This window comes from Acidimicrobiales bacterium, assembly GCA_035294085.1.
Classification (GTDB): domain Bacteria; phylum Actinomycetota; class Acidimicrobiia; order Acidimicrobiales; family Bog-793; genus DATGLP01.
Window position 1 is genome coordinate 38,869 of the sequence record DATGLP010000007.1, and the last position, 23,583, is coordinate 62,451.

The window sequence follows — 23,583 nt, forward strand, 5'->3', positions numbered from 1 at the left end:
GGGTAGCCTGCCGCGGACCGGCGAGCCGGGGAGGAGGTGGGATGGCGGACCAAGAGGCGCTGCTCGAGGCGATCAGCGAGCGGCTGATCCAGCACCTCGAGCAGGGAGCGACGAGCGACACGATCCTCAAGCTGGCCGAAGCCTGGGCCTGGGTGCGCGCGCCCGCGCAGCCGCACGGCGGCCACGCGCCGGGCTAGGCGGGCCCACTCCTACGGGCCGTCGCGGCGTGCCTCCTGGGCACGTCCGCAGCGGCTGCACCACGCGATCGCGGCCCGCTCGTCGGCTGGGTGGACGAGCGCGCCGCACGCGGCGCAGCGCCAGATCGTCGGAGAGTTCGTCTGCTGGCTCATCGAGCCAACGATTCAACCACGCCGACGCTCGGCACGCGCGTCCCGCGCCCGCGGTAGGAAGGTCCAGCGCCGAGATGATGTTCCGCTCGACCAGCCGGGTGAGAATCGGCGCGGCCGGGGTGTGCCCCCAGCCAGGGAGGGGCGAGGGTGCAGCGCCTGCGACAAGACGAGCGAGTGCCCGCGACGGCGCGCACGGCCCAGGCTGGTCCGGCGGCGATCCCGATCCTCCTGTACCACGCGATCAGCGACGAGCCACCCCCGTGGCTTCGCCACTGGACCGTTGCGCCGCAGGCGTTCGCCGCGCACCTCGATGCCGCCGCCGAGGCCGGGTGCACGCCGCTCACGGTGTCCGGTCTCGTCGACGCCCTCGACGCGGGCACCCTACCGGCGCGACCCGTGGTCGTGACCTTCGACGACGGCTACGCGGACTTCCTCGCCGAGGCGGTGCCGGCGCTCGTGGCGCGCGACGTCCCGGCGACCCTCTACGTCACGACCGGCGCCCTCGTCGGCGCACCCCGCCCGGCCGCGACGCGCCACGAGGGCGCGGCGATGCTGCGCTTCGCCGACCTCGCCCGGCTCGAGGGCCTCGGCATCGAGGTCGGCCCCCACACGCACACCCACCCGCAGCTCGATGCCGTCTCCCGCGCTCGGGCGGCCGCGGAGATCGCCCTCTCGAAGGAGCTCGTCGAGGACGCGCTCGGGCATCGCGTGCGGACGTTCGCGTACCCGCACGGCTACTCCGATCGCGCCGTGCGCCTCCTCGTCGAGCAGGCTGGCTTCCACGCCGCGTGCGGCGTGCGCGAGGCCCTGTCGAGCGCCGGCGACGACCGCTTCAACCTCGCTCGCCTCACGGTCCACGACGACACGCCCCTCGACGCCGTCCGCGCCTGGCTCACCGGTCGCGGCGCGCGGCTCGCGCCCCGCCGCGACCCGTGGCGCACGAGGGCCTGGCGCTGGTACCGCCGGGCCCAGGCGAGCGCGCGCCGGCCGGGCGAGCGCGCGGCGCGCTAGGCCGTCTGGGAGCAGACCGGGGACCCCCCTTCGATCGCCCGGCGCCCCGACGGCCGCGGCGCGGTCGACAGAGCGCGGTGGTTCTTGCAAGGATGCGCCCATGACCGCGCGCCTGGCGCCCGGGAGGGGCCGGACCCATCATCCGCCCGAGGGCCGCGAGTGATCGAGCACGAGGTCCGCACCCACCCGAGTGCCGATCGGCTCGAGCGGGAGGCGCAGCTCGCCTGGAAGCTCGCCGAGGTCGCAGCCGACCCCGTGGCGCTCGACGACGACGTGGTGGAGATGGTCATCAGCCGCGTCATCGACAACGCCGGCGTCGCGGCCGCGGCGATCCGGCGGCGACCGGTGGCCGTCGCCCGCGACCAGGCGAGGGCGCACCCCTACGTGCCGGGCTCGACCGTCTACGGCCTGCCCCGCTCGCTTCGCGTCTCGCCGGAGTGGGCGGCGTGGGCGAACGCGGTGGCCGTGCGCGAGCTCGACTTCCACGACACCTTCCTCGGCGCGGAGTACTCCCACCCGGGGGACAACATCGCGCCGCTCGTCGCCGTCGCGCAGCACCGGGGACGCTCCGGGCGCGACCTCGTGCGCGCCATCGCCACGGCCTACGAGGTGCAGATCGACCTCTCGAGGGGCATCTCACTGCATGCCCACAAGATCGACCACGTCGCCCACCTCGGGCCCTCCGTGGCCGCTGGCCTCGGGACCCTCTTGCACCTCGACGTCCCGGTTACCTACCAGGCGATCCAGCAGGCCCTCCACGTGACGACCGCCACCCGCCAGTCCCGCAAGGGCGAGATCTCCTCCTGGAAGGCCTACGCGCCTGCGTTCGCCGCGAAGATGGGCGTGGAGGCGATCGATCGGGCCATGCGCGGCGAAGGGGCTCCCTCCCCCATCTACGAGGGCGAGGACGGGATCATCGCCTGGCTCCTCGATGGCCCGAGCGCGACCTACCGCGTCCCGCTCCCCGACCGGGGCGAGCCGAAGCGAGCCATCCTGTCGAGCTACACGAAGGAGTACGCGGCCGAGTACCAGGCGCAGGCGCTCATCGACCTCGCGAAGCGCCTGCGTGCACGCATCGTCGACCTCGGCGCGATCCGCAGGGTGACGATCCACACGAGCCACCACACCCACGTCGTGATCGGCACGGGCTCGAACGACCCGCAGAAGTTCGACCCGCAGGCCTCCCGGGAGACCCTCGACCACTCGGCGATGTACATCTTCGCCGTGGCGCTCGAGGACGGCTCGTGGCACCACGAGCGGTCCTACGCGCCCGAGCGCGCCGCACGACCGTCCACCGTCGCCCTCTGGCGCAAGGTCTCGACGGTCGAGGACCCGGAGTGGACCCGCCGCTACCATGCCGCGGGCAGCGAGCAGGCGTTCGGCGGGCGCGTCGTCGTCGAGCTCGACGACGGCACGACCCTCGAGGACGAGCTCGCCGTGGCCGACGCGCACCCGCTCGGCCGACGGCCCTTCGGCCGAGCGGAGTACCGAGCGAAGTTCGCCTCGCTCACCGAGGAGGTCCTGGACGCCGAGGAGGCACGTCGCTTCCTGGCGCTCGCGGAGCGCCTCTACGAGGCGCCGGCGGCCGACCTCGAGGGCCTCACGTTCACCGTCGCGGGGCTCGAAGCCGACCCGCCCACCGAGGGGCTGTTCTGATGCTCGGCGCGGCCTCCCCGGTCGAGGCGCGCCGGGAGGCGCTGCGGCGAGGGCTTCGCGAGGGCAGGCTGCTGCGCTTCCCGGGCGCCTTCAACGCGCTCGCCGCGATGCTCATCGAGCAGTCCGGCTTCGACGGCGTGTACCTCTCCGGGGCGGTCGTCGCCGCCTCGCTCGGCCTGCCGGACGTCGGCCTCACGACCTTGAGCGAGGTGGCAGGTCGTGCCCGCGAGGTGGCGCGTGTGACGAACCTCCCGACGTTCGTCGACATCGACACGGGCTTCGGCGAGCCGATGAACGTCGCGCGCGCCGTGCAGCTGCTCGAGGAGGCCGGGGCTGCCGCCTGCCACCTCGAGGACCAGGTCAACCCGAAGCGCTGCGGTCATCTCGACGGCAAGGAGGTCGTCACGACCGAGGAGATGGTCCGCCGGATCAAGGCGGCGGTCCTCGCCCGGCGCGACGAGAACTTCGTCATCTGCGCGAGGACCGACGCCCGGACCGTCGAAGGCCTCGATGCCGCCATCGAGCGGGCGAAGGCCTACGTCGACGCCGGCGCGGACATGATCTTCCCGGAGGCCCTCGCGGACGAGTCCGAGTTCGAGGCGTTCCGGCGGGCCATCGGCGTGCCGATCCTGGCGAACATGACCGAGTTCGGCAAGTCCCCGCTCCTCGACGCCGGGCGGCTCGCGCAGCTCGGGGTCAACGTCGTCATCTACCCGGTCACCCTCCTCCGCCTGGCGATGGCTGCGGCCGAGCACGGCCTTCGGGTGCTGGCGGAGGAGGGCAGCCAGCGCAGCCTCGTCGACCGGATGCAGACACGGGCCCGCCTCTACGAGCTCGTCGACTACGCGGGCTACCGCGCCTTCGACTCGTCGGTCTTCGACTTCTCCCTCGACCAGCAAGGAGGATGACGTGGCCGGAACGCCCGAGGAGATCCGACGCGGCCTCGTCGGCGTGGTCGCCGACACGACGTCGATCTCGATGGTCAACGAGGCGACCAACTCCCTCCTCTACCGCGGCTACCCGGTGCAGGAGCTCGCGCAGCGGTGCAGCTTCGAGGAGGTGGCCTACCTCATCTGGCACGGCGACCTCCCCAGCTCCGAGGCCCGCCGAGAGCTGGAGGCGGCCGAGCGCGCGCAGCGCGCCGTCCCGGGAGAGCTCGCCACGGTCCTCGCGTCGCTGCCGCGAAGCTGCCACCCGATGGACGTCCTGCGCACCGCGGTGAGCTACCTCGGTGCCACCGACCCGAACGAGGCCGACGCGTCCCGGGAGTCCAACCTCGCGAAGGCGGTGTCGCTCTGGGCGAAGCTCCCGACCATCGTCGCCGCCGAGCAGCGCCGCCGGCACGACGAGGCCCCGATCCCGCCCGACCCGTCGCTGTCGTTCGCCGAGAACTTCTTCCACATGTGCTTCGGGGCCGTCCCGGATCCCGAGACAGTCCGCGCGTTCGAGGTGTCGCTGGTCCTGTACGCCGAGCACAGCTTCAACGCGTCCACCTTCACGGCCCGGGTGATCACCTCGACCCTCTCCGACATCTACTCAGCGGTCACCGGTGCCATCGGCGCGCTCAAGGGTCCGCTGCACGGTGGCGCCAACGAGGCGGTGATGGCGATGCTCCTCGAGATCGAGGATCCCGCCGCCGCACAGGCCTGGCTCAAGCAGGCCCTCGCCGAGGGGCGCAAGATCATGGGGTTCGGCCACCGCGTCTACAAGCACGGGGATTCGAGGGTGCCCACGATGCGGCGTGCCTTCGAGGACCTCGCCCGCAGGGCGGGCGCGACCAGGCTGTGGACCCTCTACGAGAACCTCGAGGCGGCGATGCTCGCCGAGAAGGGGATCCACCCGAACCTCGACTACCCGACCGGCCCCGCCTACTACCTCATGGGCTTCGACATCCCGACATTCACGCCGATCTTCGTCATGAGCCGCATCACCGGCTGGACCGCCCACGTCATGGAGCAGCTCGAGGCGAACAGCCTCATCCGGCCGCTCAGCGCGTACGTCGGGCCCGCCGAGCGCTCGGTCCCGAGCTGAGGACCCCTCGGCCACGGCGGTGGGGCGCGCCCGAGCCGCTGGCCCGCTGCGCCGGACGCGGGCAGGCGGGCCCTGGCCCGCGCCGGTGGCGCCCGCTCAGTGGTCCGTCTCGAGCCAGAAGCGGTCGCAGGACAGCACGTCGAGGTCCGGGTGGGACCAGACGAAGCGCTCCACCGCGTCGAGTGTCTCCTCGACGCGGGTGGTGCTGGAGGCGACTGCGGCGAACCCGAGCTCGGCCCGCTGCCAGAGCCCGTGACCCCCGAGCTCGGCTGCGGCCACGCCGAAGCGGCGGCGAGACCGATCGAGCAGGCGGTCGACGACCATCCGCTTGTCCTTGAGCGACGACGAGCTCACGACGCGGACGTCCATCACGAGCGCGGCCACCGGCACGAGAACAGCCTGCCGCAACCATGCCGTGTCCTGCCGTGCGGCGGCGATCGGAGCTGGCGCACGACGCGCCGAGCGGTGCGCGCCGGCGAGGTTCAGCCGACCGGGGCGCTGCCGGCACCCGAGCGCTCCCCCGCCGGCTGCGCGCGGGCAGCCGCAGCCTCCCAGCGTGCCTCGATCCGCCCGAATCGCCAGACGGCGAGGGCGATCGCCCAGGTCACGACGAAGAGGCCGACGATGAAGAAGCCCGCCTTGTTGATGTCGAAGCCGGCGACGAAGCGCCACAGCGCGCCGTTCAGGCTGAACTCGCCCTGGAAGACCGAGAGCAGCTCGATCGTCCCGATGGCGAACGCGACCACGACCGACAGCGTCGTGATGGCGATGTTGTAGAAGACCTTGCGCACCGGCTTCGAGAAGGCCCAGCCGTACGCGAAGTTCATGAACGAGCCGTCGAGCGTGTCGAAGAGGCTCATCCCGGCGGCGAAGAGCACCGGGAGCGAGAGGATCGCCCAGAAGGGCAGCCCGCTCGCCACCGCCGAGCCGGAGAGGACGAGGAGCGCAACCTCGGTCGCGGTGTCGAAGCCGAGGCCGAAGAGGACGCCGATCGGGTACATCTTCCACGGCGCGTCGATGCGCCGGGCGAGGGGTCCGAAGAACCGGTTCATGAGACCCCGGCTGTCCAGCTGGCGCTCGAGCTCGTCCTCGTCGTAGTAGCCGCGTCGCAGGTCCCGAAAGGCGCGCACGATCGAGACGAGGATCACGACGTTCAGCGCCGCGATGAGGTAGAGGAAGCCGCCGGAGACGCTCGTGCCGATGATCCCCGTGAGGTGGTGGAGCTGGGAGCTCGAGGAGCGCACCTGGCTGTTGAGGGCGCGGATCCCGAAGTTCAGGAGGACGGCGAGGAGGAAGACGATCGTCGAGTGCCCGAGCGAGAAGAAGAATCCGACGCTGAGCGGCCGCTTCCCGTCGGCCATGAGCTTGCGCGTCGTGTTGTCGATGGCCGAGATGTGATCGGCGTCGAAGGCGTGGCGCATGCCGAGCGTGTAGGCGAGCAGCCCGGTGCCGAGACCGAACGTCTGCAGGCCGCTCAGCCGGTAGCGGTGGGGTAGCGCCGCGATGAGGAGGACGAACCCGAGCGCGTGGAGCCCGATGACCGTCGCGGCCATGCCGCCGGCACGTCGCCACTCGCTCGGGGTCAGGGCAGCGCGCACGCGCCTGTAGTGACCTCGCACCATCGACCCGACCCCTCCGCCTCCGCCTCCCGCCCGACCATCCTGCACTAGATGCGAACTGGGCGCAAGAGCACCCTGCAGGCATTCTAGCTGCGCTATCCTCGGTGCCGATGGTGCCCGTGGGCCGCAGCGCGAACGGCGAGGTCGCCGACGGCGCGGCGGAGGCCGTCCTCCGGCGCCTACGGGAGAGCGGCGCGCGGATCACGACCTGCAGGCGCCAGCTCGTGCGCCGGCTCGTCGCGAGCAGCGAGCACCGGACCGCCGAGGAGCTGGCCAAGGAGGTGCAGGCACTCGTGCCGGACGTGCACCTCTCGACGATCTACCGCAACCTCGAGGAGTTCGAGCGCCTCGGCATCGTCATCCACTGCCACCTCGGCCACGGACCGGCGACCTACCACCTGACGACGCAGGCGCACGGCCACCTCGTGTGCGAGCGCTGCGGCACGACGTTCGAGGCTCCGGAGGAGCTCTTCAGCGAGCTGACGCGGCGCGCGCAGGAGCGCTTCGGCTTCGCCGTGGACACGCGGCACTTCGCCGTCCACGGCATCTGCGCGGCGTGCTCCGCAGCACGAGCCGGCTGACTCCTGCCCGGGACGCGACGCCGGCGACCGGGCGAGCGGCCGAGCCTCGGTGCGCCTCGAGCGCCGGGGCGCGGGGCCAGGTGGGGCCGGTCCCCGAGGACCGGCGGGTTACTTCGAGAGGCCGAAGCCCCGCAGCAGGGAGCGTGTGAACCGCCCCGAGGTGCGGTAGACCTTCCGGCGCACCACGCGCTTCGCGTAGGCGCCGGGACCGCGCGACGCTGCCCTGAGATTGTTGCTCGCCCGAGCGAGGCTGTAGAGGGTGCTCGTGACGCTCCTTCGACGTGACATCTGGTGCCCCCAGGTCCGGCCTCGTGTACTGAACCTGTCGAGCGTGGTGCACCTACCGCTGGGTAGGCAGCACCGTGGACGCAGGTTCTTCCAGTATGCTAAAAGTCGGATGTATCGCCTGGCATCACGGCCTGGCGAGCGTTGTTGCCCGCGCAGGACGGGACCGCGATCTTCAGGGGGGACCGTGTCCGGCTGCAGGAGGCCCCGAAGGGCCACCTCGCCGGAGCGATCTCGAGGATGTTGACTGGACCCTTCAGCTCAGACCGCAACCCTCGGCTGCGTTCGTCGGGGTGTACGGATTCGTCCGCAACGACCGTACGCAAGCCCCTGGAATCTTGATTGGCCGCGATCCTGGCAACGTGGGCCTTCCTCGAACCGTGGCCAATCGAGCACGAGCTCGTGCAGCCACGGTGCTGGTCGCTCCGGGAGACGTGCATGTCCCGCGCCTCGTCGGCAGCCTCCTGGCGGGCCCCCACGTGCCCAACCCCCCGGAAGCCGCTCTCCCGTCACAGGGACCTGCGACGATGGTGCCGATGCCGCACCTCCCCCGCCGCCAGCCCTCACCGGCGGTGAGGCGCGCGTGAGCGCCCGACTGGAGGATCTGGTTCCCGGCGCGGTCATCGGAGGGATCCTGCCTGCCCGGGACGTCACCGCCGTGGCGCTGTCCTGGCACGGCTCCTCGGCCGTCACCCTCACCTACCGCGACCCCGACGGCCGGGTCGGCGAGCGTCTCCTCTACCGCTCCGACGAGCAGGCCCTCGCTGTCCGTGGCACCGGTTCGCGCTTTCGGTTCGACGCGGACGGCGAGCTGTTCACCTTGGTCTCCGAGGCCCGGCGGATCCGCCTGGCCCACCTCTTCGATCCGCTGCTCGCCGTGCACCTCTCCCTCGTCGAGCCGCTCCCGCACCAGATCCGCGCCGTCTACGGCGAGCTGCTCCCCCGCCAGCCGCTTCGTTTCGTGCTCGCGGATGACCCCGGGGCCGGCAAGACCATCATGGCCGGGCTCTACATCAAAGAGCTCCTGCTGCGTTCCGACGTGGCCCGCTGCCTCGTCGTGGCGCCCGGCGGGCTCGTCGCCCAGTGGCAGGACGAGCTGGCGGAGAAGTTCGGCCTCGACTTCGAGATCCTGACCCGGGACGCGATCGAGGCGAGCCGTACCGGCAACCCGCTCGCCGAGCGCGATCTCGTCATCGCCCGCCTCGACCACCTGTCGCGCAACGACGACATCCAGGAACGCCTCAAGGCGACCGAGTGGGACCTGGTCGTCGTCGACGAGGCGCACCGCATGTCCGCCCACTACGAAGGCGACGACGTGCGCGAGACCCGCCGCTACCGCCTCGGCAAGCTACTCGCTTCCACCACCCGCCACCTGCTGCTGCTCACCGCCACGCCGCATGCCGGCAAGGACGAGGACTTCCAGCTGTTCTTGGCCCTCCTGGACGCGGACCGCTTCGAAGGCCGGCGACGCTCGGCATCGGGACAGATCGACGCCACCGACCTGATGCGCCGGATGGTCAAGGAGAAGCTCCTTCGCTTCGACGGACGCCCCCTCTTCCCCGAGCGCCGTGCCTACACCGTCCCCTTCGAGCTCTCCGCGGCCGAGCAGGACCTCTACGAGGCGGTCACCACGTACGTGCGCGAGGAGATGAACCGCGCCGAGCGGCTCGCGTCGGGGCGACGCACCGTCGTCGGCTTCGCCCTCACCGTCCTCCAACGCCGCCTCGCGTCATCTCCCGAGGCGATCTACCAGTCCCTCGCTCGGCGCCGCAAGCGCCTCGAGGACCACCTGGCCGAGCTGCGCGCGCGAAGCGCCGGGTTCCTCGAGCCCGGCACCGGTGCCGAGCTCGCGCGTCTCGGACTGGGCGTCGAGGACCTCGACGCCGCCTCGTTCGACGACGGCGACCTCGACGCGGCGGAGCTCGAAGAGGCCGAGGAGCGCCTCGTCGATGAAGCGTCAGCTGCCGAGACGGCGGCCGAGCTCGAGGCCGAAATCGCGACGCTCGCCCATCTCGAGTCCCTCGCCCGAGGCGTGCTCGCCGCAGGCGATGACCGCAAGTGGACCGAGCTCGCGGGGCTGCTCGCCGAGGGCCAGGAGATGTTCAGCGCCTCGGGTGCCCGGCGCAAGCTCCTGATCTTCACCGAGCACCGCGACACCCTCAACTACCTGGTGCGCCGACTCGAAGGCTTCCTCGGCCGTCCCGAGGCGGTGGCCTCCATCCACGGTGGGATGCGCCGCGAGCAGCGCCGGGCGGCCCAGGAGGCCTTCACCTCCGATCCCGACTGCGTCGTGCTCGTCGCCACCGACGCAGCAGGCGAAGGCATCAACCTCCAGCGCGCCCATCTCGTCGTCAACTACGACCTCCCCTGGAACCCGAACCGCATCGAGCAGCGCTTCGGGCGGGTGCATCGCATCGGCCAGGAAGAGGTCTGCCACATGTGGAACCTCGTGGCGGCCGGTACGCGTGAGGGCCAGGTGTACGAGCTGCTGCTCCGCAAGCTCGACGAGCAGCGCCAGGCGCTCGGTGGCCAGGTCTTCGACGTGCTCGGCCGAGCCATGCCAGGTCGCACCCTCCGAGATCTCTTGATCGAGGCCATCCGCTACGGGGAGCGGCCCGACGTGCGAGCGCACCTCCAAGAGGTCATTGACGCGCACGTCGGCGAGGGGATCGGCGAGCTGATCGCCGAGGAAGCCCTCGCCTCCGAGGTGCTCTCCGAAGCCGATCTCACCCGCCTACGACTCCAGATGGAAGAGGCCGCGGCTCGTCGGCTCCAACCGCACTACGTGCACGCCTTCTTCGAGCGGGCGCTCAGCGCGCTCGGCGGGCGCCTCGTCGAGCGCGAACCGGAGCGCTACGAGGTCACCCACGTCCCCGCCGAGGTGCGCTCGGCGACGGTGCGTTCGGGCCGGTCGGTGCTGCGACGCTACGAGCGGATCTGTTTCGACAAGGCGCTCATCCACCAGCCTGGCCGTCCCCCTGCCGAGCTCGTGGCGCCCGGTCACCCCCTCTTGGATGCCGTCGTCGCTCTCACCATCGAACGCCACGGCTCGCTCCTGTCGTCGGGCGCGGTGCTCATCGACGACGCCGACCCGTCCGAGATCCCCCGGGTGCTCTGCTACCTGGAGCACACGATCACCGACGCACGTCCCGGCCCCGGCGAGGCCGACCACGTCGTGTCCAGGCGCTTCGAGTTCGTGAGCATCGATCGAGCGGGCACGGGCTCGCCGGGCGGATGGGCGCCGTACCTCGACTACCGTGCCGCCAGCCCCGACGAGCTCGCGATTACCAAGCGCATCCTCGCGGAGGACTGGCTGTCCGCGCCGGATCTCGAACGACGCGCGCTCGACTACGCCATCGAGCACATCGTCCCGGCACACCTCGCCGAGGTGAGCGCCCGGGTCGACGAACGCGTCGAGCGGACGATGGCGGCCGTACGGGCCAGGCTCACCCGAGAGATCAACTACTGGGACCAGCGCGCCGCCGTGCTCAAGGAACAGGCCGCCCAGGGCCGCCAGCCGAAGATGAACCCCGAGCGCGCCCAAGCCCGCGCGGATGAGCTCGCCGGTCGCCTGGAACGCCGGCTCGCCGAGCTCGAAGAAGAACGCCGGCTCCAAGCCCTGCCGCCCGTGCTCGTCGGGGCCGCACTCGTCATCCCCGCCGGCCTCCTCGCCGCGCTCGGCGACCCCGGCGCGGCGAGCACCAGCCATCTCGCACGCGAGACTCGGGCGATCGAGGAGCGGGCGATGCGCGCTGTGCTCGAGGTGGAGGCTCGGCTCGGGCGGCATGCCGAGGCGATGCCGCACGCCAACCCGGGCTTCGACATCCGCTCCATCGACACCGGCGGCCATCTGCTGCTCATCGAGGTCAAGGGCCGCATCGAAGGCTCCACCACCGTCAGTGTCACCCGAAACGAGATCCTCACCGGTCTCAACGCCGCTGACCACTACCTCCTGGCGCTCGTCGAGGTCCGCGGCGACGACACCTGCGAGGTCCGCTACCTGTACAACCCGTTCGCCGGAAAGTCGCGCCAGCTCCACTTCGCGGAACGCTCCACCACCTTCGACTGGGAGATGCTCTGGGACGTCGCGGAGGCGCCACGATGAGGTACCCAAGGAGGCCACGGTGATCGCCCAGGCCCAACGGCTGGCGCTCCAACAGTTCATCCGCGCCAAGCAGCTCGAGTGGCGCCAGGTCGGCTCCACTCGCCGGTGGGACACCGAGTCCCTCGCTAACGAGATCGCCACCGACGCCCGCTCTGCTCAGGTACAGCTGTGCGGCTTTTGGTACGGACCGACGGCGACCGAGATGCGCGAGATCCTCTCTCCCGTCTTCGCCTACCTCGGCTCTGGACCCGACCTCGCCCTCGTCAGCGCCGCCGTGGCGCTCGCCTGCCACAAGCGCCGGGTCCCGACCAACCCACTCGTGGCGATCGCCGATGCCATGGCAAGCACCTTGACGAAGGCGCAGAGCTGAGATGGCGCACGACGACATCCCTCGCCGCAAGCTCATCGAGGTCGCGCTCCCCCTCGAAGCGATCAACCGCGAGGCTGCACGAGAGAAGTCGATCCGCCACGGGCACCCCTCGACGCTGCATCTGTGGTGGGCACGCCGACCTCTCGCGGCGTGCCGGGCCGTGCTCTTCGCCCAGCTCGTCGACGACCCCTCTGCGCATCCCGATCGCTTCCCGACCGAGGAAGCCCAAGACCAGGAACGCCAGCGGCTCTTCCGACTGATCGAACGGCTCGTCCCCTGGGAAGCCACGCAGGACGAGAAGGTCCTCGAGGAGGCCCGCGAGGAGATCCGACGCTCCTGCGGGGACGATCTCCTTGAGGTCCTCGACCCGTTCTGCGGCGGTGGGTCGATCCCCCTCGAAGCACAACGCCTCGGCCTCGTCGCGCATGGAAGCGACTTGAACCCGGTCGCCGTGCTCATCACGAAGGCGCTCATCGAGCTGCCTTCCCGCTTCGCCAACCGCCCACCGGTCCACCCCAGGGATGGGGACGGGCGCCTCGCCGTCCGATCTTGGCTCGGCGCCCAGGGCCTCGCCGAGGACGTCCGCTACTACGGCGCCTGGATGCGCGAGGAAGCGGAGCGGCGCATCGGCCACCTCTACCCTCTGGCGACCCTCCCCGACGGGCGCAAGGCCACCGTCATCGCCTGGATCTGGGCCCGCACGGTCACCTGCCCCAACCCAGCTTGTAGAGCCACGATGCCGCTCGTCCGCTCCTTCTGGCTCGGCAAGAAGAAGGGCAAGGAAGCCTGGGTCCAACCGGTGGTCGAGGACGGCGGGGTGCGCTTTGAGATCGGCCATGGCCGCGCAAGCCCGCCTATCGAACGCACGGTGTCACGGACGGGGGCTACCTGCCTGGTGTGCAACACCCCGGTTCCCCTCGCCTACATCCGGACCGAGGGAAAGGCCGGACGAATGGGCGCCCAGCTCATGGCCATCGTGGCCGAAGGGAACCGTGAGCGCCTCTACCTTCCGCCCGACCCCGAGCACGAGAAAGCCGCCGACGTGCCGCGTCCCGAGGGTGTGCCAGAGACGGAGATTCCATATAACCCGCGGTACCTCACCGCTCCCAACTATGGCATGACCCACCATGCTGATCTCTTCACCAACCGGCAGCTCACTGCGCTCGTCACCTTCTCGGATTTGGTCGCCGAAGCGCGGCAGCGCGTGATCGAGGACGGAGGTGCGCCGGAGTACGCGGATGCGGTCGCAACGTACCTGGCGTTCGTCGTGAGCCGCAGCGTGGACTATTCGTCCATTCTCTGCTCATGGCACTCGCCGGGCGAAAAAATGAGAAACACGTTCGCCCGCCAAGCACTTCCCATGGTCTGGGACTACGCCGAGGCCAACCTCTTCAGTGACTCGACCGGGAATATCTCCGGCGCACTCGAATGGGTGGCGGAGGTGATCGACGGTGTGCCAACGACTGCTCTTGGTTCGGCCGCGCAGTGCGATGCAACTGCTCAGGCATCCATGCCAGTGCAGCGGCTGGCGATCTCCACCGACCCCCCCTATTACGACAACATCGGGTATGCCGATCTCGCCGACTTCTTCTACGTCTGGCTCCGACGGTCGCTCGCACCGGCGTATCCTGCCTTCTTTTCCACCGTGCTCACGCCGAAGGCCGCTGAGCTCGTGGCCGATCCGTTCCGAAGTGATGGCGACAAGGACAAGTCCGAACAGCACTTCGAGACGGGATTCGAGAAGGCGTTCACCAACCTGTGGAACGCGGCTCACCCGGATATCCCATTGACGGTCTTCTATGCGTTTAAACAGTCCGAGCACGACGACAGAGGCGTCGCTTCTACCGGTTGGGAGACCATGTTGGCCGGCCTCCTTCGCGCCGGCTTCACCGTTACCGCAACCTGGCCAATGCGGACGGAGCTCGGCAATCGTATGCGCAACCAGGCGAGCAATGCACTTGCTTCGTCGATCGTCCTAGCCTGCCGTCCGCGAAGTGAGACAGCTGGCATCACGGATCGCAGAGGCTTCCTCGCCGCGCTCCACGCGGAGCTGCCGAGGGCTCTCCGCGACCTTCAGCAGGGAAATATCGCACCCGTCGACCTCGCCCAGGCGGCGATCGGCCCAGGGATGGCGGTGTTCTCCCGTTACACCAAGGTGGTCGAGCCCACCGGTGAGCCGATGCCTGTACGGAGTGCGCTCGCGCTCATCAACCAGGTGCTCGACGAGGTCCTCGCCGAGCAAGAGGGGGAGTTCGACGCGGATACCCGCTTTGCCATCAAGTGGTTCGAGCAGTACGGCTTCGACGAGGCGGGCTACGACCCGGCCGAAGGTCTCGCTCGGGCGATGAATGTGTCCGTGAAAGGGTTGGAGGACGCGGGCATCCTCGTCGCCCGAGCCGGCCGGGTACGCCTGCTGCACCGAAGCGAGCTGGACCCTGACTGGGACCCGGCGACCGACACCCGAATGGCGGTGTGGGAGGTGACCCAGCAGCTCGTGCGAGCGCTCTGGGACGAGGGCAGCGAGGCGAGGACCGGCGAGCTCGTCCGCCGTCTCGGTGGAGTTGGCGAGGTGGCCCGGGATCTCGCCTACCGCCTCTATTCGATCTGCGAGCGACGCGGCTGGGCGGACGATGCGCTCGGGTTCAACGCGCTCGTCACTTCGTGGCCGGAGATCGCCCGTCGGGCCGCGTCGGCGACATCGGTCCAGCCGGAGCTTGGCCAATGAGCCCCGTCGCCTACGAGGTGCGAGGCGGCAAGGCCATCTACGACGGCCGGACGCTTGTCGAATGGGTACCCGAGATCGTCGATGCGCTCGTGGCAGCCTGCGACCCCGAAGAAGTCCTTCTCTTCGGGTCCGTGGCGCGAGGCGACGACGGCCCGGATTCGGACCTCGATCTGATGGTGGTGTGCTCCTCCATCGACTACACCAGGCGCCACGCGCTCGAGGCGCAGCTCTATGCCGCGATTGGCGGCCGTGTGCCGGTCCAGCTCTTCGTCACCGACCGCCGTGAGTGCGAACGCCGCCGCGACGTGGTCGGCTCGATGCACTACTGGCCGCTCCGGGAAGGACGGGTCGTCTATGCCCGAGCTGCCTGACAACAACTACGAGGAGGCCCGCCGCTGGCTCCAGAACGTGGAGGACGACCTCCACGCCATGCGTGCCGTTGTCCGTGACTCCGCGTCCCCCCGTCGGATGGTGTGTTTCCTCTCCCACCTCGTGGTCGAAAAGGCCTTGAAGGCCACGCTTATCGATGCCGGCGTCCCGTTCCAGAAGACCCACAACCTGCTCGTCTTGCACGACTCGTGTCTCGAGCGAGAACGCCTGGTGAACTTGGAGCGCCCGTTGCTCGCACAGTGCAACCCCTGGGCGCTCGACGGGCGCTACGCCGATGACCTCGCCGATGCGGACGCCGAAGTCGCCAGCCGACTGGCGGGGTTTGCCGAGCAGATGGTGAGCGAGGTTCGCCGAGAGCTGGGAGCAGACCGTGGCAGTCTCTAACCGCGAGCGCGTCGGCCGGGCCTTCGAGGCACTCGCCGAGGGCCTCGGCCCCTTCGTCGATCGTCAAATGGCTTCGGTGCACGGAGAGGCCTGGCTGGAGAGCTTCGTCGAATCCGGGCCGCGAAGCTCAGCTCCCGGTTCGCTTCGAGCCCCGGCCTTCTTGCTGAAGGTGATGGCGGAGGCGTGGGACTCGGCGTTCCGCACCCATCTCACCCGGTCAGACCGCAACGTGGTCTTCGAGCTTCGCGATGTGCGCAACCGCTGGGCTCACAACGAAGCGTTCAACGCTGACGACACCTACCGGGCCCTCGATTCGATCGAACGGCTCCTCGTTGCCGTCGACGCGAAGGAGGCGGATGCCGTCGGGCGCGCGAAGACCGAGCTGATGCGGCTTCGCTACGAGGCCGACGTCCGCAAGGCTGCCGCCCCGGTAGCGACGACGAGCGGCGCGCTGTCTGGGCTTCGCCCGTGGCGGGAGGTGATCGTCCCCCACGACGACGTCGCGCAGGGCCGCTACGGACTCGCCGAGTTCGCCGCCGACCTCCACCAGGTGGCAACCCGCTCTGGCCGGGCAGAGTACGCCGATCCGGTCGAGTTCTTCCGCCGCACGTACCTGACCGAAGGGCTTCGGCAACTCCTCTCCGAGGCCGCCAAGCGGCTCGCGGGAATCGGCGGCGTGCCGGTCGTCGATCTGCAGACAACCTTCGGGGGCGGCAAGACCCACACCCTGATCGCCCTGTGGCACCTGTGCTCAGGCGTCCCGCTCTCCGAACTCCCCGAGGAGGTCCAGGAGCTGGTCCGCGCGGCCGGGGTCGACACGTTCCCGAAGGTGCGACGCGCCGCGCTGGTCGGCACCCGGATCGCGCCGGGGCAGGTATCGGTGAAGCCCGACGGCACCGAGGTGGCGACGCTCTGGGGTGAGCTTGCATGGCAGCTGGCCGGAAAGGACGGCTACGAGCTCGTCGCCGAAGCCGACCGAACGGGCACGAGCCCAGCCGGCGCGCTGGCGGAGCTGTTCGAGGCCGTTGCGCCATGCCTTGTCCTCGTCGACGAGTGGGTCGCCTACGCCCGCCAGCTCTACGCCACCGACGAGCATCTCGTAGGGGGCAGCTTCGAAGCCCACATGAGCTTCGCCCAGGCGCTCACCGAGGCGGCACGCTCGGCCGACCAGGCGCTCCTCGTCGTGAGCCTGCCCGCCTCGGTCTCGAGCGATCCCTCGTCCGCTGCGCCAGGAAGCGGCGGTTCGAGCGTCGAGCTCGGCGGTCCCGGGGGCGCGGAGGCGCTTCGCCGGCTGCGCAGCGTGATCGGTCGCGTGGAGTCCTCCTGGCGCCCCGCCTCGGCCGAGGAGGGGTTCGAGATCGTCCGCCGGCGCCTGTTCCGACCCATCGACCCCGCGGCCCTCGTCTACCGGGATGCAACGGCGCGGGCCTTCGCCGAGTCGTACCGGGCCCAAGCCTCGGAGTTCCCCGCCGAGTGCCGCGAGGCCGCGTACGAGCGGCGGCTTCGCGCCGCGTACCCGATCCACCCCGAGCTGTTCGACCGGCTCTACGAGGACTGGTCGACCCTAGAGCGCTTCCAGCGCACCCGGGGCGTGCTCCGGCTCATGGCCCAGGTGGTCGGGGCGCTGTGGCGCGGCGGGGACCAGTCGCCGCTCATCTTGCCCGGGACGATCCCCCTCGACGATGCCCCGGTCGCCTCCGAGCTCGCACGGAACCTGGAGGACTCCTGGAAGCCGGTGATGGACGCGGACGTCGACGGCCCGGCGTCGCTCCCGGCCCAGCTCGACGCCACCTACCCGAACCTCGGCCGCTACGGCGCCACGCGCAAGGTCGCTCGGGCCGTGTTCTTGGGCTCGGCTCCGACGGTGCACTCGCCCCATCGCGGGATCGAGGCCGCGCGGGTCCGGCTCGGCTGCGCGGCACCCGGTGAGGCGGTCGCCACCTACGCCGACGCGCTCGCCCGCCTGTCGGATCAGGCCACCTACCTCTACGTCGATCGCGACCGCTACTGGTACGGGTTGTCGCCCTCCGTCGCCCGCATGGCTCGCGACCGGGCCGAGCGGTGGCTTGCCACTGGGATCGCCGAGGTCGACGCGGCGCTCTGCGAGCGGATCCGCCGCCAGCGGGACCGCGGAGAGCTCGCCGGGGTGCACGTCGCGCCCCAGTCCTCTGCCGACGTCGATGACGACGATCAGGTCCGTCTCATCGTGCTCCCCCCCGAGGCCGCCCATGTGGCCAAGACCGAGGACTCCCCGGCACTCGGCGCGGCACGGGAGATCCTCGAGCAGCGAGGCAGCGCGCCGCGTCTCTACCGCAACATGGTGGTGTTCCTCGCCGCGGATCACCGCCGGGTCGATGACCTGCGCCAGGGCATGGCGGAGGCGCTCGCCTGGGGATCGATCGCCGCTGAGTCCGACGAGCTGGGTCTCGGCGCCCAGCAAGCCGCCCAGGCGGCGACCAAGGCACAGGAGGCCGAGGCCACGGTCGAACGTCGCCTGGCAGAGACCTACACCTGGGCGCTCGTGCCCACCCAGCCAGAGCCGACTGGGCCGATCGTCTTCGACCCGGTCCGCATCGAAGGCCAAGGCACCCTCGCCGCTCGCACGGCACGTCGCCTCATCGACAAGGGGCATCTCAACGTCGTCTACGCCCCCTCGCTACTGCGCACCCTCGTGCTCGGCGGCCCCCTCGCCTCCCTTTGGGAGAGCGGGCACGTCTCGGTGGGTGAGCTCTGGGAGGCGCTCGCCCGCTACCCGTACCTGCCACGCCTCCGGGATCGCCTCGTGCTCGAGCGCTCCGTGCAAGATGGCCCCGCCGGGTTCGCCTGGACCGAAGAGGGCTTCGCCCTCGCCGAAGGCTACGACACGGTAAGCGGCCGGTACCTCGGGCTCGTCGTCGGGCCTGGAGGTTCGAGCGGCACGTCGCCGTCCACGCTGCTCGTGCGGCCAGAGGTGGCCATGGCCCAGCTGCGGGTTCAGGAACAGGCGACCAGCCAGTCGGCGGCGGACGCCGGCACGACGGAGACGACGAGCGCCACGCGAGCGCCGACTGACGCATTGGGCACGTCGGCCGCAACCCCTAGTAGGCCACGACGCTTCCACGGCAGCGTCGTGCTGCGCTCCGAACGGCTCAATCTCGAGTTCGGCAGAGTGGTCCAAGAGGTCGTCCAGCACTTCGTCGACTCCGCAGCCACCGTCGAAGTGACCGTCGAGATTTCCGCCAGTTCCGAAGGCGGCTTCGACGAAGCGATCATCCGGACGGTTACCGAGAACGCCCGAACCCTGCACTTCAGGGAGCAGGGCTTCGAGGAGCAGTAGGAGTTGGACGATGTGTTCGTGAACGAGCGAGGCGTGCCGCACTCCCCGATTGGGTGTCGCATCGCTTCGACGCGCTCGCGCGGACCGCGGAGCTTCCCCGGATGCGGATCCACGATCTGCGCCACATGGCCGCGAGCCTCATGCTCGCGAGCGGCGTCGTCGTGACTGTCCGCAGGAGATACTCGGCCACGCGTCGCGATAGGTCCAGCTCGCCGTCTACACCCAGGTGCTCGCGAGCATGGCCCGAGAGGCGGGCGCGGCCTTGTCAACGAGCCTGCTCGGCGGTGCGGTGACAAACGGTGGACAAGCGGCTCGTCAGCGCTCGTCATCGGCGGCTCGCAAGTCGCTGACCTGGACTTTTCCGGTCGGGCTGGCCGGATTTGAACCGGCGACCTCTTGACCCCCAGTCAAGCGCGCTAACCAAGCTGCGCCACAGCCCGTCTCGCGTTTTCCCTGCAAAACGCTGGTGCCAGCCTAGCCGAACGCGTCGCCAGGGGCTCGCTCCGGTCTCGGGTTCCCGCCGTGGGTCAGGAGGAGCGTTCGGCGCGGATAGCGTGGCCGAGACGATGGCCACGGACGTCGACGCGCTCTACGAGGAGCACCTCAGCGAAGCCGACCGGCGGATCATCGAGGAGGCGACCGGTCTCGGTCCTCCCTTCGCCCGCGCGCTCGGCCGTCCCGAGCTCGAGGTCGCCGTGTTCGGCGCCGACCTCGGCGACCACACCCTGGCCGCCATGTCGCCCTTCCTCGCCTTCGCGGTGGCGGTGCACCGCACCGCGGCGCACCTCGAGGGGGCGAGCTTCGTCGAGGAGCGCTTCTCGGCCAGGCTGCGCATCCCCGTCTTCGACGTCGAGCCCCTCCGGGAGCTCCTGGGCACGCCCGAACGGCGCTTCTTCCTCGTCGAGCTCCTCGCCTCCTACACGCACGTCTCGAGCGGTGCGACCTGGCAGCGCACGAGGCGGGGCTGGCGACGGCGTCGCTTCAGCGAGCTCGACCCGGTGCGGCTCGCGGAGCTCGTCGAGCTTGCCGACGAGCTCGATCGTCCCGGCATCTACCGGCGACTCGGGGACCTCGCCCTCTTCCTCACCGGGGTCTTCCCCGACCACGAGGCCGCGTTCGACTTCGGCCCGAGAGCGCCGCGCCTCGCGCGCGTGGCGGGGCTCGCGCCGACAGCTGCCGACGAGGAGGAGACCGGGGCGGCCCTCCTCGAGCGGGTCGGCGCCCGTGCGTATCGCGCCGCGGTCGCGAGCGTCGAGCGCCTCGGTCTGCCGGTCACCGGCAGTCTCGCCGTCGTGGCCGACATGGCCGAGCGTTTCGCCACGGCGCGACGCGTCCTCAACGTCGTGACGGATCGCTACCTGTTCCCGATCCGAGGGCAGTGGTTCGGCGCGGGGTGAGCGCTGCCCGGCCCGTTCCCTGCAGCCCTCCGCTACCCTGGCTGCCAGCTCCGACGACCGAAGCGAGGGGTCAAGGTGCCGATCTACGAGTACCGCTGCGAGACCTGCGGGTGCACGTTCGAGCTGCGCCGGGCGCGCGCCGACGCCTCGGCCCCCGCGACGTGCCCGTCCGGCCACTCGACGACGCGCCGGCTGCTCTCGAGCTTCGCCCTCACCGGCACGGCGAGGGCCATGCCTGCCGGCGAGGGCTGCGGGCCGGGCTGCGCCTGCGCCGCGAACTGAGCGCTCCGCCTCGGCGCGCGGCACGGCGCCAACTCGTGCTCAGCCGTGCCAGGCGCGGTGGAAGAGCCAGAAGATGAACCAGATGAAGCGGTAGACGAGGTAGAGGACCGTCCCGACGAGCAGCACCTTGAAGTGCCAAGGTGCCTTCACTGCCTCCTCGGTCGCTTCCTCGCCGTCGCGAGGCGACGTCGGGAGGAGCCGGCCGCCGCAGCTCGGGCAGCGCTGCGCGCGCGCGAGCCGGCTGCAGCGCTCGCACCAGCCTTCGGCTACCTCGCTCGCCGGCGACCGGCGCCGCTCCTCGCTCACCGCCCGCGTCTCCTCACACGGAGCTTGAGCGGCGTCGGGCCGAGCTCGAAGCGCTCGCGCAGCGACCGCTCGAGGTAGCGGAGGTAGGCGGGGGGGAGCTTCCCGGTCGCGAAGAGGGTGAACGTCGGTGGCTCGACGGCACCTTGGACGGCGTAGAGGATGCGCGCCCGCGGCGGCGGCTGCGTCGCCTGGAGCGAGTGCACCGCCTCGTTCAGCTCGGCGGTCGGCACGCGCCGGCGGTAGGCGTCGATCGCGCGTCGCAGCGCCGGCACGATCCTCTGGACACCGAACCCCGTCTTGGCCGAGACGCGCAGGACCGGCGCGTAGGCCAGGAAGCCGAGCTGGTCCTCCACCTCGCGGGCGAGCGCGAGCCGACGATCGGTCGACGCGAGGTCCCACTTGTTCACGACGACGAGGATCGGGCTCCCGGACGCGTCGACGCGCTCCGCGAGCCGCTGGTCCTGGTGCGTCACGCCCTCGGCGGCGTCGAGGACGAGCAGGGCGACGTCTGCCCGGTCGATCGCGGCGAGCGAGCGCACGAGCGCGTAGTACTCGGTCCCCTCGACGATGCGGGCCTTGCGGCGCAGGCCGGCCGTGTCGACGAAGCGGAGCGGGCCGGCGTCCGTCTCGACGACGGTGTCGATCGCGTCCCTCGTCGTCCCCGGTACGTCGTGGACGACGGCGCGCTCGTCCCCGACGAGCCGGTTGAACAGGGTGGACTTGCCGACGTTGGGGCGACCGACGATCGCTACCGCGCCGAGCGGCTCGAGCGCTGTCCGGTCGGCCAGGCGGGCACGAGCCGGCTCGAAGCGCTCGACGACCCGATCGAGCAGGTCGCCCACCCCTCGGCCGTGCAGGGCGGAGACGAGGGCCGGCTCGCCGAAGCCGAGGCGGGCGAGCTCGAAGGCGAGCGGCTCCTGACCGCCGGAGTCGACCTTGTTCGCGACCGGGATCACCCGCGGCGCGTGGCGGCGCAGCAGCCGTGCGACCGCCTCGTCCTGCGCGGTGAGACCCGTCGTGGCGTCGAGCACGAGGAGGACGACGTCCGCGCCCTCGACGGCCCGCAGCGCCTGCGCCGTCACCTTCCGGTCGAGTTCGCCGCCGCGCTCGAGCACGCCACCGGTGTCGACGAGCGTGAAGGCCCGCCCTCGCCAGTCCGCGACGAGCTCGAGGCGGTCGCGCGTGACGCCCGGCTGCTCCTCGACGATGGCCACCCTGCCACCGACGATTCGATTGAGGAGGGTCGACTTGCCGACGTTCGGCCGACCGGCGATCACGACGACCGGGAGGTCCGCAGCCGACCGTGGTCGCTCGGCGAGGCGGGCCAGCGCAGGGTCCTTCATCGTCCGCCCCGCACGCGCGCCCCAGCGGGCGCGCCGTGGCGCGCGCCGGCCTCGAGCGCCCGGCGCAGCGCGGCGCCGTCGGCCGCGACGACCTCGACGGGCCGCGGGAGGTCCGCCACGGTGCCGCCGTCGAGGAACCGCCCTTCGGAGAGGCAGACGTCCGGCAGCAGGTAGCGGCGCTGCGCCGGCGCGGCGTCGAGCGCCCTGCCCACGTCGCTCGCGGTCAGCAGGCCCGCCACGGCGACGTTGCCACCGAAGAAGCGGTTCTCGATCGCCAGCACCTCGACGTCTGGCCAGCCGGCGCGTCCGAGCAGCGGTCCGAGCACCTGCGCGCCGTAGGTGCTGGTGAGGACGACAGCGGGCCACTCGGCGCGGCGCTCGTCCGCACGCCCGGGCCTCGCCCGCTCGGCGCGATAGCCCGTGCGCGGCGCCCCGTCGACGGCGGCGAAGAAGCCGCCGCGCCGCCCGCTCGCGGGCGCGACCGTGCCGAGCAGGCCCGCCTCGAAGGCCCGCGCCATGCCGACCCCGTTCTCGAGCTGCGGATAGCCCTCGTACGCCGCGGCCTCGGGGAACTCGCGCGCCGCGAGCAGGTAGTACTCGTCCGCGGCGTGGACGAGGCGTCGCCCGGTGGCAGCGAGGAAGCGCGCCTGCCACTCCTCGACGGTGTCGAGGACCGCCGCGGCCTCCGCGCTCGTGTGCGGCCGCATCGCCGCCTCCCGGGAGAACCGGCTCACGCCGAGGGGCACCGCGGCCGCCGAGGCGAGCTCGGGGAAGCGCTCGAGGATCCCCGCCAGGGTGTCGTGCAGGGCCGCGCCGTCGTTCACGCCGGGGCAGACGACGATCTGGCCGTGCACCTCGATCCCGTGGTCGAGCAGGGCGCGCAGCCAGCGCAGGCTCGTCGCCCCCCGCCGGTTGCGCAGCAGGCGCGCGCGCAGCGCTGGGTCGGTCGCGTGGATCGACACGTAGAGCGGCGAGAGGCGCTCGGTGACGACGCGCTCGAGGTCGAGCTCGGTGAAGCGCGTCAGCGTCGTGAAGTTCCCGTAGAGGAACGACAGCCGGTAGTCGTCGTCCTTCACGTACAGGCTGCGCCGCATCCCCTTGGGGAGCTGGTAGATGAAGCAGAACTCGCAGTGGTTGTCGCAGGTTCGGACGCGGTCGAACACCGGCGAGGACACCTCGATGCCGAGCGGCGCCCCCGCGGCCTTCTCGATGGTCACCTCGAGGTCGAGGCCGCCGCGGCGCAGCTCCAGCTCGACGGTGGGCTCGTCGACGAGGAGGTGGTACTCGATCACGTCGCGGGGCACCACGCCGTTCACCGACCGCAGCTCGTCGCCTCGGAGGACGCCCGCCTGCGCCGCGGGCGAGGCCGGCGCGACGCCGACGACCTGCGGGAAGGGCATCGACCCAGCGTACCTGGCCGGGGCGGTACCCT

The 23,583-nt window shown here is 71.0% G+C and carries 21 protein-coding genes and 1 tRNA gene; 14 read left to right on the top strand and 8 right to left on the bottom strand.

Annotated elements, in window-relative coordinates; all coding sequences use genetic code 11:
• The first annotated feature begins 41 nt into the window (after positions 1-41).
• Positions 42-197 carry a hypothetical protein gene (locus VKV23_02250; GenBank protein HLI14860.1) on the top strand — a complete coding sequence of 52 codons (156 nt, stop codon included), beginning with the start codon at positions 42-44 and terminating at the stop codon, positions 195-197.
• A gap of 12 nt (positions 198-209) precedes the next feature.
• Here VKV23_02250 and VKV23_02255 read toward each other — a convergent pair whose 3' ends face one another.
• Positions 210-350, bottom strand: a complete 141-nt coding sequence (locus tag VKV23_02255; protein ID HLI14861.1) for a hypothetical protein — start codon at positions 348-350, stop codon at positions 210-212.
• Positions 351-497: 147 nt separating this feature from the next.
• Between VKV23_02255 and VKV23_02260 the strand changes: the two genes are divergently transcribed.
• From VKV23_02260 to VKV23_02275, 4 genes are all read left to right on the top strand, one after another.
• Positions 498-1,361 carry a polysaccharide deacetylase family protein gene (locus VKV23_02260; protein ID HLI14862.1) on the top strand — a complete coding sequence of 288 codons (864 nt, stop codon included), beginning with the start codon at positions 498-500 and terminating at the stop codon, positions 1,359-1,361.
• Positions 1,362-1,520: 159 nt separating this feature from the next.
• Positions 1,521-3,017: an MmgE/PrpD family protein gene (locus VKV23_02265; GenBank protein ID HLI14863.1), complete on the top strand. Its 1,497-nt coding sequence runs from the start codon at positions 1,521-1,523 to the stop codon at positions 3,015-3,017.
• Positions 3,017-3,925 carry a methylisocitrate lyase gene (prpB, locus tag VKV23_02270; protein HLI14864.1) on the top strand — a complete coding sequence of 303 codons (909 nt, stop codon included), beginning with the start codon at positions 3,017-3,019 and terminating at the stop codon, positions 3,923-3,925. Before VKV23_02265 ends, prpB begins: the two co-directional genes overlap by 1 nt.
• 1 nt (position 3,926) lies before the next feature.
• Positions 3,927-5,048, top strand: coding sequence for a bifunctional 2-methylcitrate synthase/citrate synthase (locus VKV23_02275; protein ID HLI14865.1), 1,122 nt, complete (start codon positions 3,927-3,929; stop codon positions 5,046-5,048).
• A 96-nt stretch (positions 5,049-5,144) separates the two neighbouring features.
• On the opposite strand, the gene VKV23_02280 is transcribed toward VKV23_02275, so the two are convergent.
• Entirely contained in the window at positions 5,145-5,438 is a 294-nt protein-coding gene (locus VKV23_02280) for a DUF503 domain-containing protein (GenBank protein ID HLI14866.1), read from the bottom strand.
• A 92-nt stretch (positions 5,439-5,530) separates the two neighbouring features.
• A complete protein-coding gene (locus tag VKV23_02285) occupies positions 5,531-6,646 on the bottom strand; it encodes a HoxN/HupN/NixA family nickel/cobalt transporter (protein ID HLI14867.1) in 1,116 nt (371 codons plus the stop codon).
• 131 nt (positions 6,647-6,777) lie between these two features.
• Here VKV23_02285 and VKV23_02290 point away from each other — a divergent pair, with 131 nt between their 5' ends.
• Positions 6,778-7,248, top strand: coding sequence for a transcriptional repressor (locus tag VKV23_02290; GenBank protein HLI14868.1), 471 nt, complete (start codon positions 6,778-6,780; stop codon positions 7,246-7,248).
• A 108-nt stretch (positions 7,249-7,356) separates the two neighbouring features.
• Here VKV23_02290 and VKV23_02295 read toward each other — a convergent pair whose 3' ends face one another.
• The gene (locus VKV23_02295; GenBank protein HLI14869.1) at positions 7,357-7,536 is read right to left on the bottom strand and encodes a hypothetical protein; all 180 of its coding nucleotides are present in this window, start codon (positions 7,534-7,536) and stop codon (positions 7,357-7,359) included.
• A 580-nt stretch (positions 7,537-8,116) separates the two neighbouring features.
• On the opposite strand from VKV23_02295, the gene VKV23_02300 reads away from it, so the two are divergent.
• From VKV23_02300 to VKV23_02325, 6 genes are read left to right on the top strand one after another with little or no spacing between them, the layout of a single operon-like run.
• Positions 8,117-11,638, top strand: a complete 3,522-nt coding sequence (locus tag VKV23_02300) for a helicase-related protein (protein ID HLI14870.1) — start codon at positions 8,117-8,119, stop codon at positions 11,636-11,638.
• A 19-nt stretch (positions 11,639-11,657) separates the two neighbouring features.
• Positions 11,658-12,008, top strand: a complete 351-nt coding sequence (locus VKV23_02305) for a hypothetical protein (GenBank protein HLI14871.1) — start codon at positions 11,658-11,660, stop codon at positions 12,006-12,008.
• A 1-nt stretch (position 12,009) separates the two neighbouring features.
• Positions 12,010-14,733 carry a DUF1156 domain-containing protein gene (locus tag VKV23_02310; protein ID HLI14872.1) on the top strand — a complete coding sequence of 908 codons (2,724 nt, stop codon included), beginning with the start codon at positions 12,010-12,012 and terminating at the stop codon, positions 14,731-14,733.
• Positions 14,730-15,104: a nucleotidyltransferase domain-containing protein gene (locus VKV23_02315; GenBank protein ID HLI14873.1), complete on the top strand. Its 375-nt coding sequence runs from the start codon at positions 14,730-14,732 to the stop codon at positions 15,102-15,104. Before VKV23_02310 ends, VKV23_02315 begins: the two co-directional genes overlap by 4 nt.
• Positions 15,088-15,507 carry a HEPN domain-containing protein gene (locus VKV23_02320; protein ID HLI14874.1) on the top strand — a complete coding sequence of 140 codons (420 nt, stop codon included), beginning with the start codon at positions 15,088-15,090 and terminating at the stop codon, positions 15,505-15,507. The genes VKV23_02315 and VKV23_02320 overlap by 17 nt, the downstream gene beginning before the upstream one ends.
• Positions 15,494-18,823 (top strand): Swt1 family HEPN domain-containing protein, encoded by a 3,330-nt coding sequence (locus tag VKV23_02325; protein ID HLI14875.1) that lies wholly within the window; start codon positions 15,494-15,496, stop codon positions 18,821-18,823. Before VKV23_02320 ends, VKV23_02325 begins: the two co-directional genes overlap by 14 nt.
• Before the next feature lie 365 nt (positions 18,824-19,188).
• Here VKV23_02325 and VKV23_02330 read toward each other — a convergent pair.
• Positions 19,189-19,263 (bottom strand) — tRNA-Pro (locus tag VKV23_02330).
• A gap of 126 nt (positions 19,264-19,389) precedes the next feature.
• Between VKV23_02330 and VKV23_02335 the strand changes: the two genes are divergently transcribed.
• Both VKV23_02335 and VKV23_02340 read left to right on the top strand, forming a co-directional pair.
• Entirely contained in the window at positions 19,390-20,220 is an 831-nt protein-coding gene (locus VKV23_02335) for a hypothetical protein (protein ID HLI14876.1), read from the top strand.
• A 75-nt stretch (positions 20,221-20,295) separates the two neighbouring features.
• Positions 20,296-20,502 (top strand): zinc ribbon domain-containing protein, encoded by a 207-nt coding sequence (locus tag VKV23_02340; protein ID HLI14877.1) that lies wholly within the window; start codon positions 20,296-20,298, stop codon positions 20,500-20,502.
• Between the two features lie 39 nt (positions 20,503-20,541).
• Here the strand turns inward: VKV23_02340 and VKV23_02345 are convergent, their stop codons facing one another.
• From VKV23_02345 to VKV23_02355, 3 genes are read right to left on the bottom strand one after another with little or no spacing between them, the layout of a single operon-like run.
• Positions 20,542-20,808 (bottom strand): hypothetical protein, encoded by a 267-nt coding sequence (locus VKV23_02345; protein ID HLI14878.1) that lies wholly within the window; start codon positions 20,806-20,808, stop codon positions 20,542-20,544.
• On the bottom strand, positions 20,805-22,151 hold the full coding sequence (gene der / locus VKV23_02350; protein ID HLI14879.1) for a ribosome biogenesis GTPase Der: 1,347 nt from the start codon (positions 22,149-22,151) through the stop codon (positions 20,805-20,807). Before der ends, VKV23_02345 begins: the two co-directional genes overlap by 4 nt.
• Complete coding sequence (locus tag VKV23_02355) at positions 22,148-23,551, bottom strand: DUF512 domain-containing protein (protein HLI14880.1); 1,404 nt, start codon at positions 23,549-23,551, stop codon at positions 22,148-22,150. Before VKV23_02355 ends, der begins: the two co-directional genes overlap by 4 nt.
• Between the last annotated feature and the right edge of the window lie 32 nt (positions 23,552-23,583).

What these genes read in the sequence shown, in the direction of transcription:
- VKV23_02250 (HLI14860.1), top strand. Translation starts at nt 42, where the DNA reads ATGGCGGACCAAGAGGCGCTGCTCGAGGCGATCAGCGAGCGGCTGATC.
- VKV23_02255 (HLI14861.1), bottom strand. Translation starts at nt 350, where the DNA reads ATGAGCCAGCAGACGAACTCTCCGACGATCTGGCGCTGCGCCGCGTGC.
- prpB (HLI14864.1), top strand. Translation starts at nt 3,017, where the DNA reads ATGCTCGGCGCGGCCTCCCCGGTCGAGGCGCGCCGGGAGGCGCTGCGG.
- VKV23_02290 (HLI14868.1), top strand. Translation starts at nt 6,778, where the DNA reads ATGGTGCCCGTGGGCCGCAGCGCGAACGGCGAGGTCGCCGACGGCGCG.
- VKV23_02295 (HLI14869.1), bottom strand. Translation starts at nt 7,536, where the DNA reads ATGTCACGTCGAAGGAGCGTCACGAGCACCCTCTACAGCCTCGCTCGG.
- VKV23_02310 (HLI14872.1), top strand. Translation starts at nt 12,010, where the DNA reads ATGGCGCACGACGACATCCCTCGCCGCAAGCTCATCGAGGTCGCGCTC.
- VKV23_02315 (HLI14873.1), top strand. Translation starts at nt 14,730, where the DNA reads ATGAGCCCCGTCGCCTACGAGGTGCGAGGCGGCAAGGCCATCTACGAC.
- VKV23_02320 (HLI14874.1), top strand. Translation starts at nt 15,088, where the DNA reads ATGCCCGAGCTGCCTGACAACAACTACGAGGAGGCCCGCCGCTGGCTC.
- VKV23_02335 (HLI14876.1), top strand. Translation starts at nt 19,390, where the DNA reads ATGGCCACGGACGTCGACGCGCTCTACGAGGAGCACCTCAGCGAAGCC.
- der (HLI14879.1), bottom strand. Translation starts at nt 22,151, where the DNA reads ATGAAGGACCCTGCGCTGGCCCGCCTCGCCGAGCGACCACGGTCGGCT.
- VKV23_02355 (HLI14880.1), bottom strand. Translation starts at nt 23,551, where the DNA reads ATGCCCTTCCCGCAGGTCGTCGGCGTCGCGCCGGCCTCGCCCGCGGCG.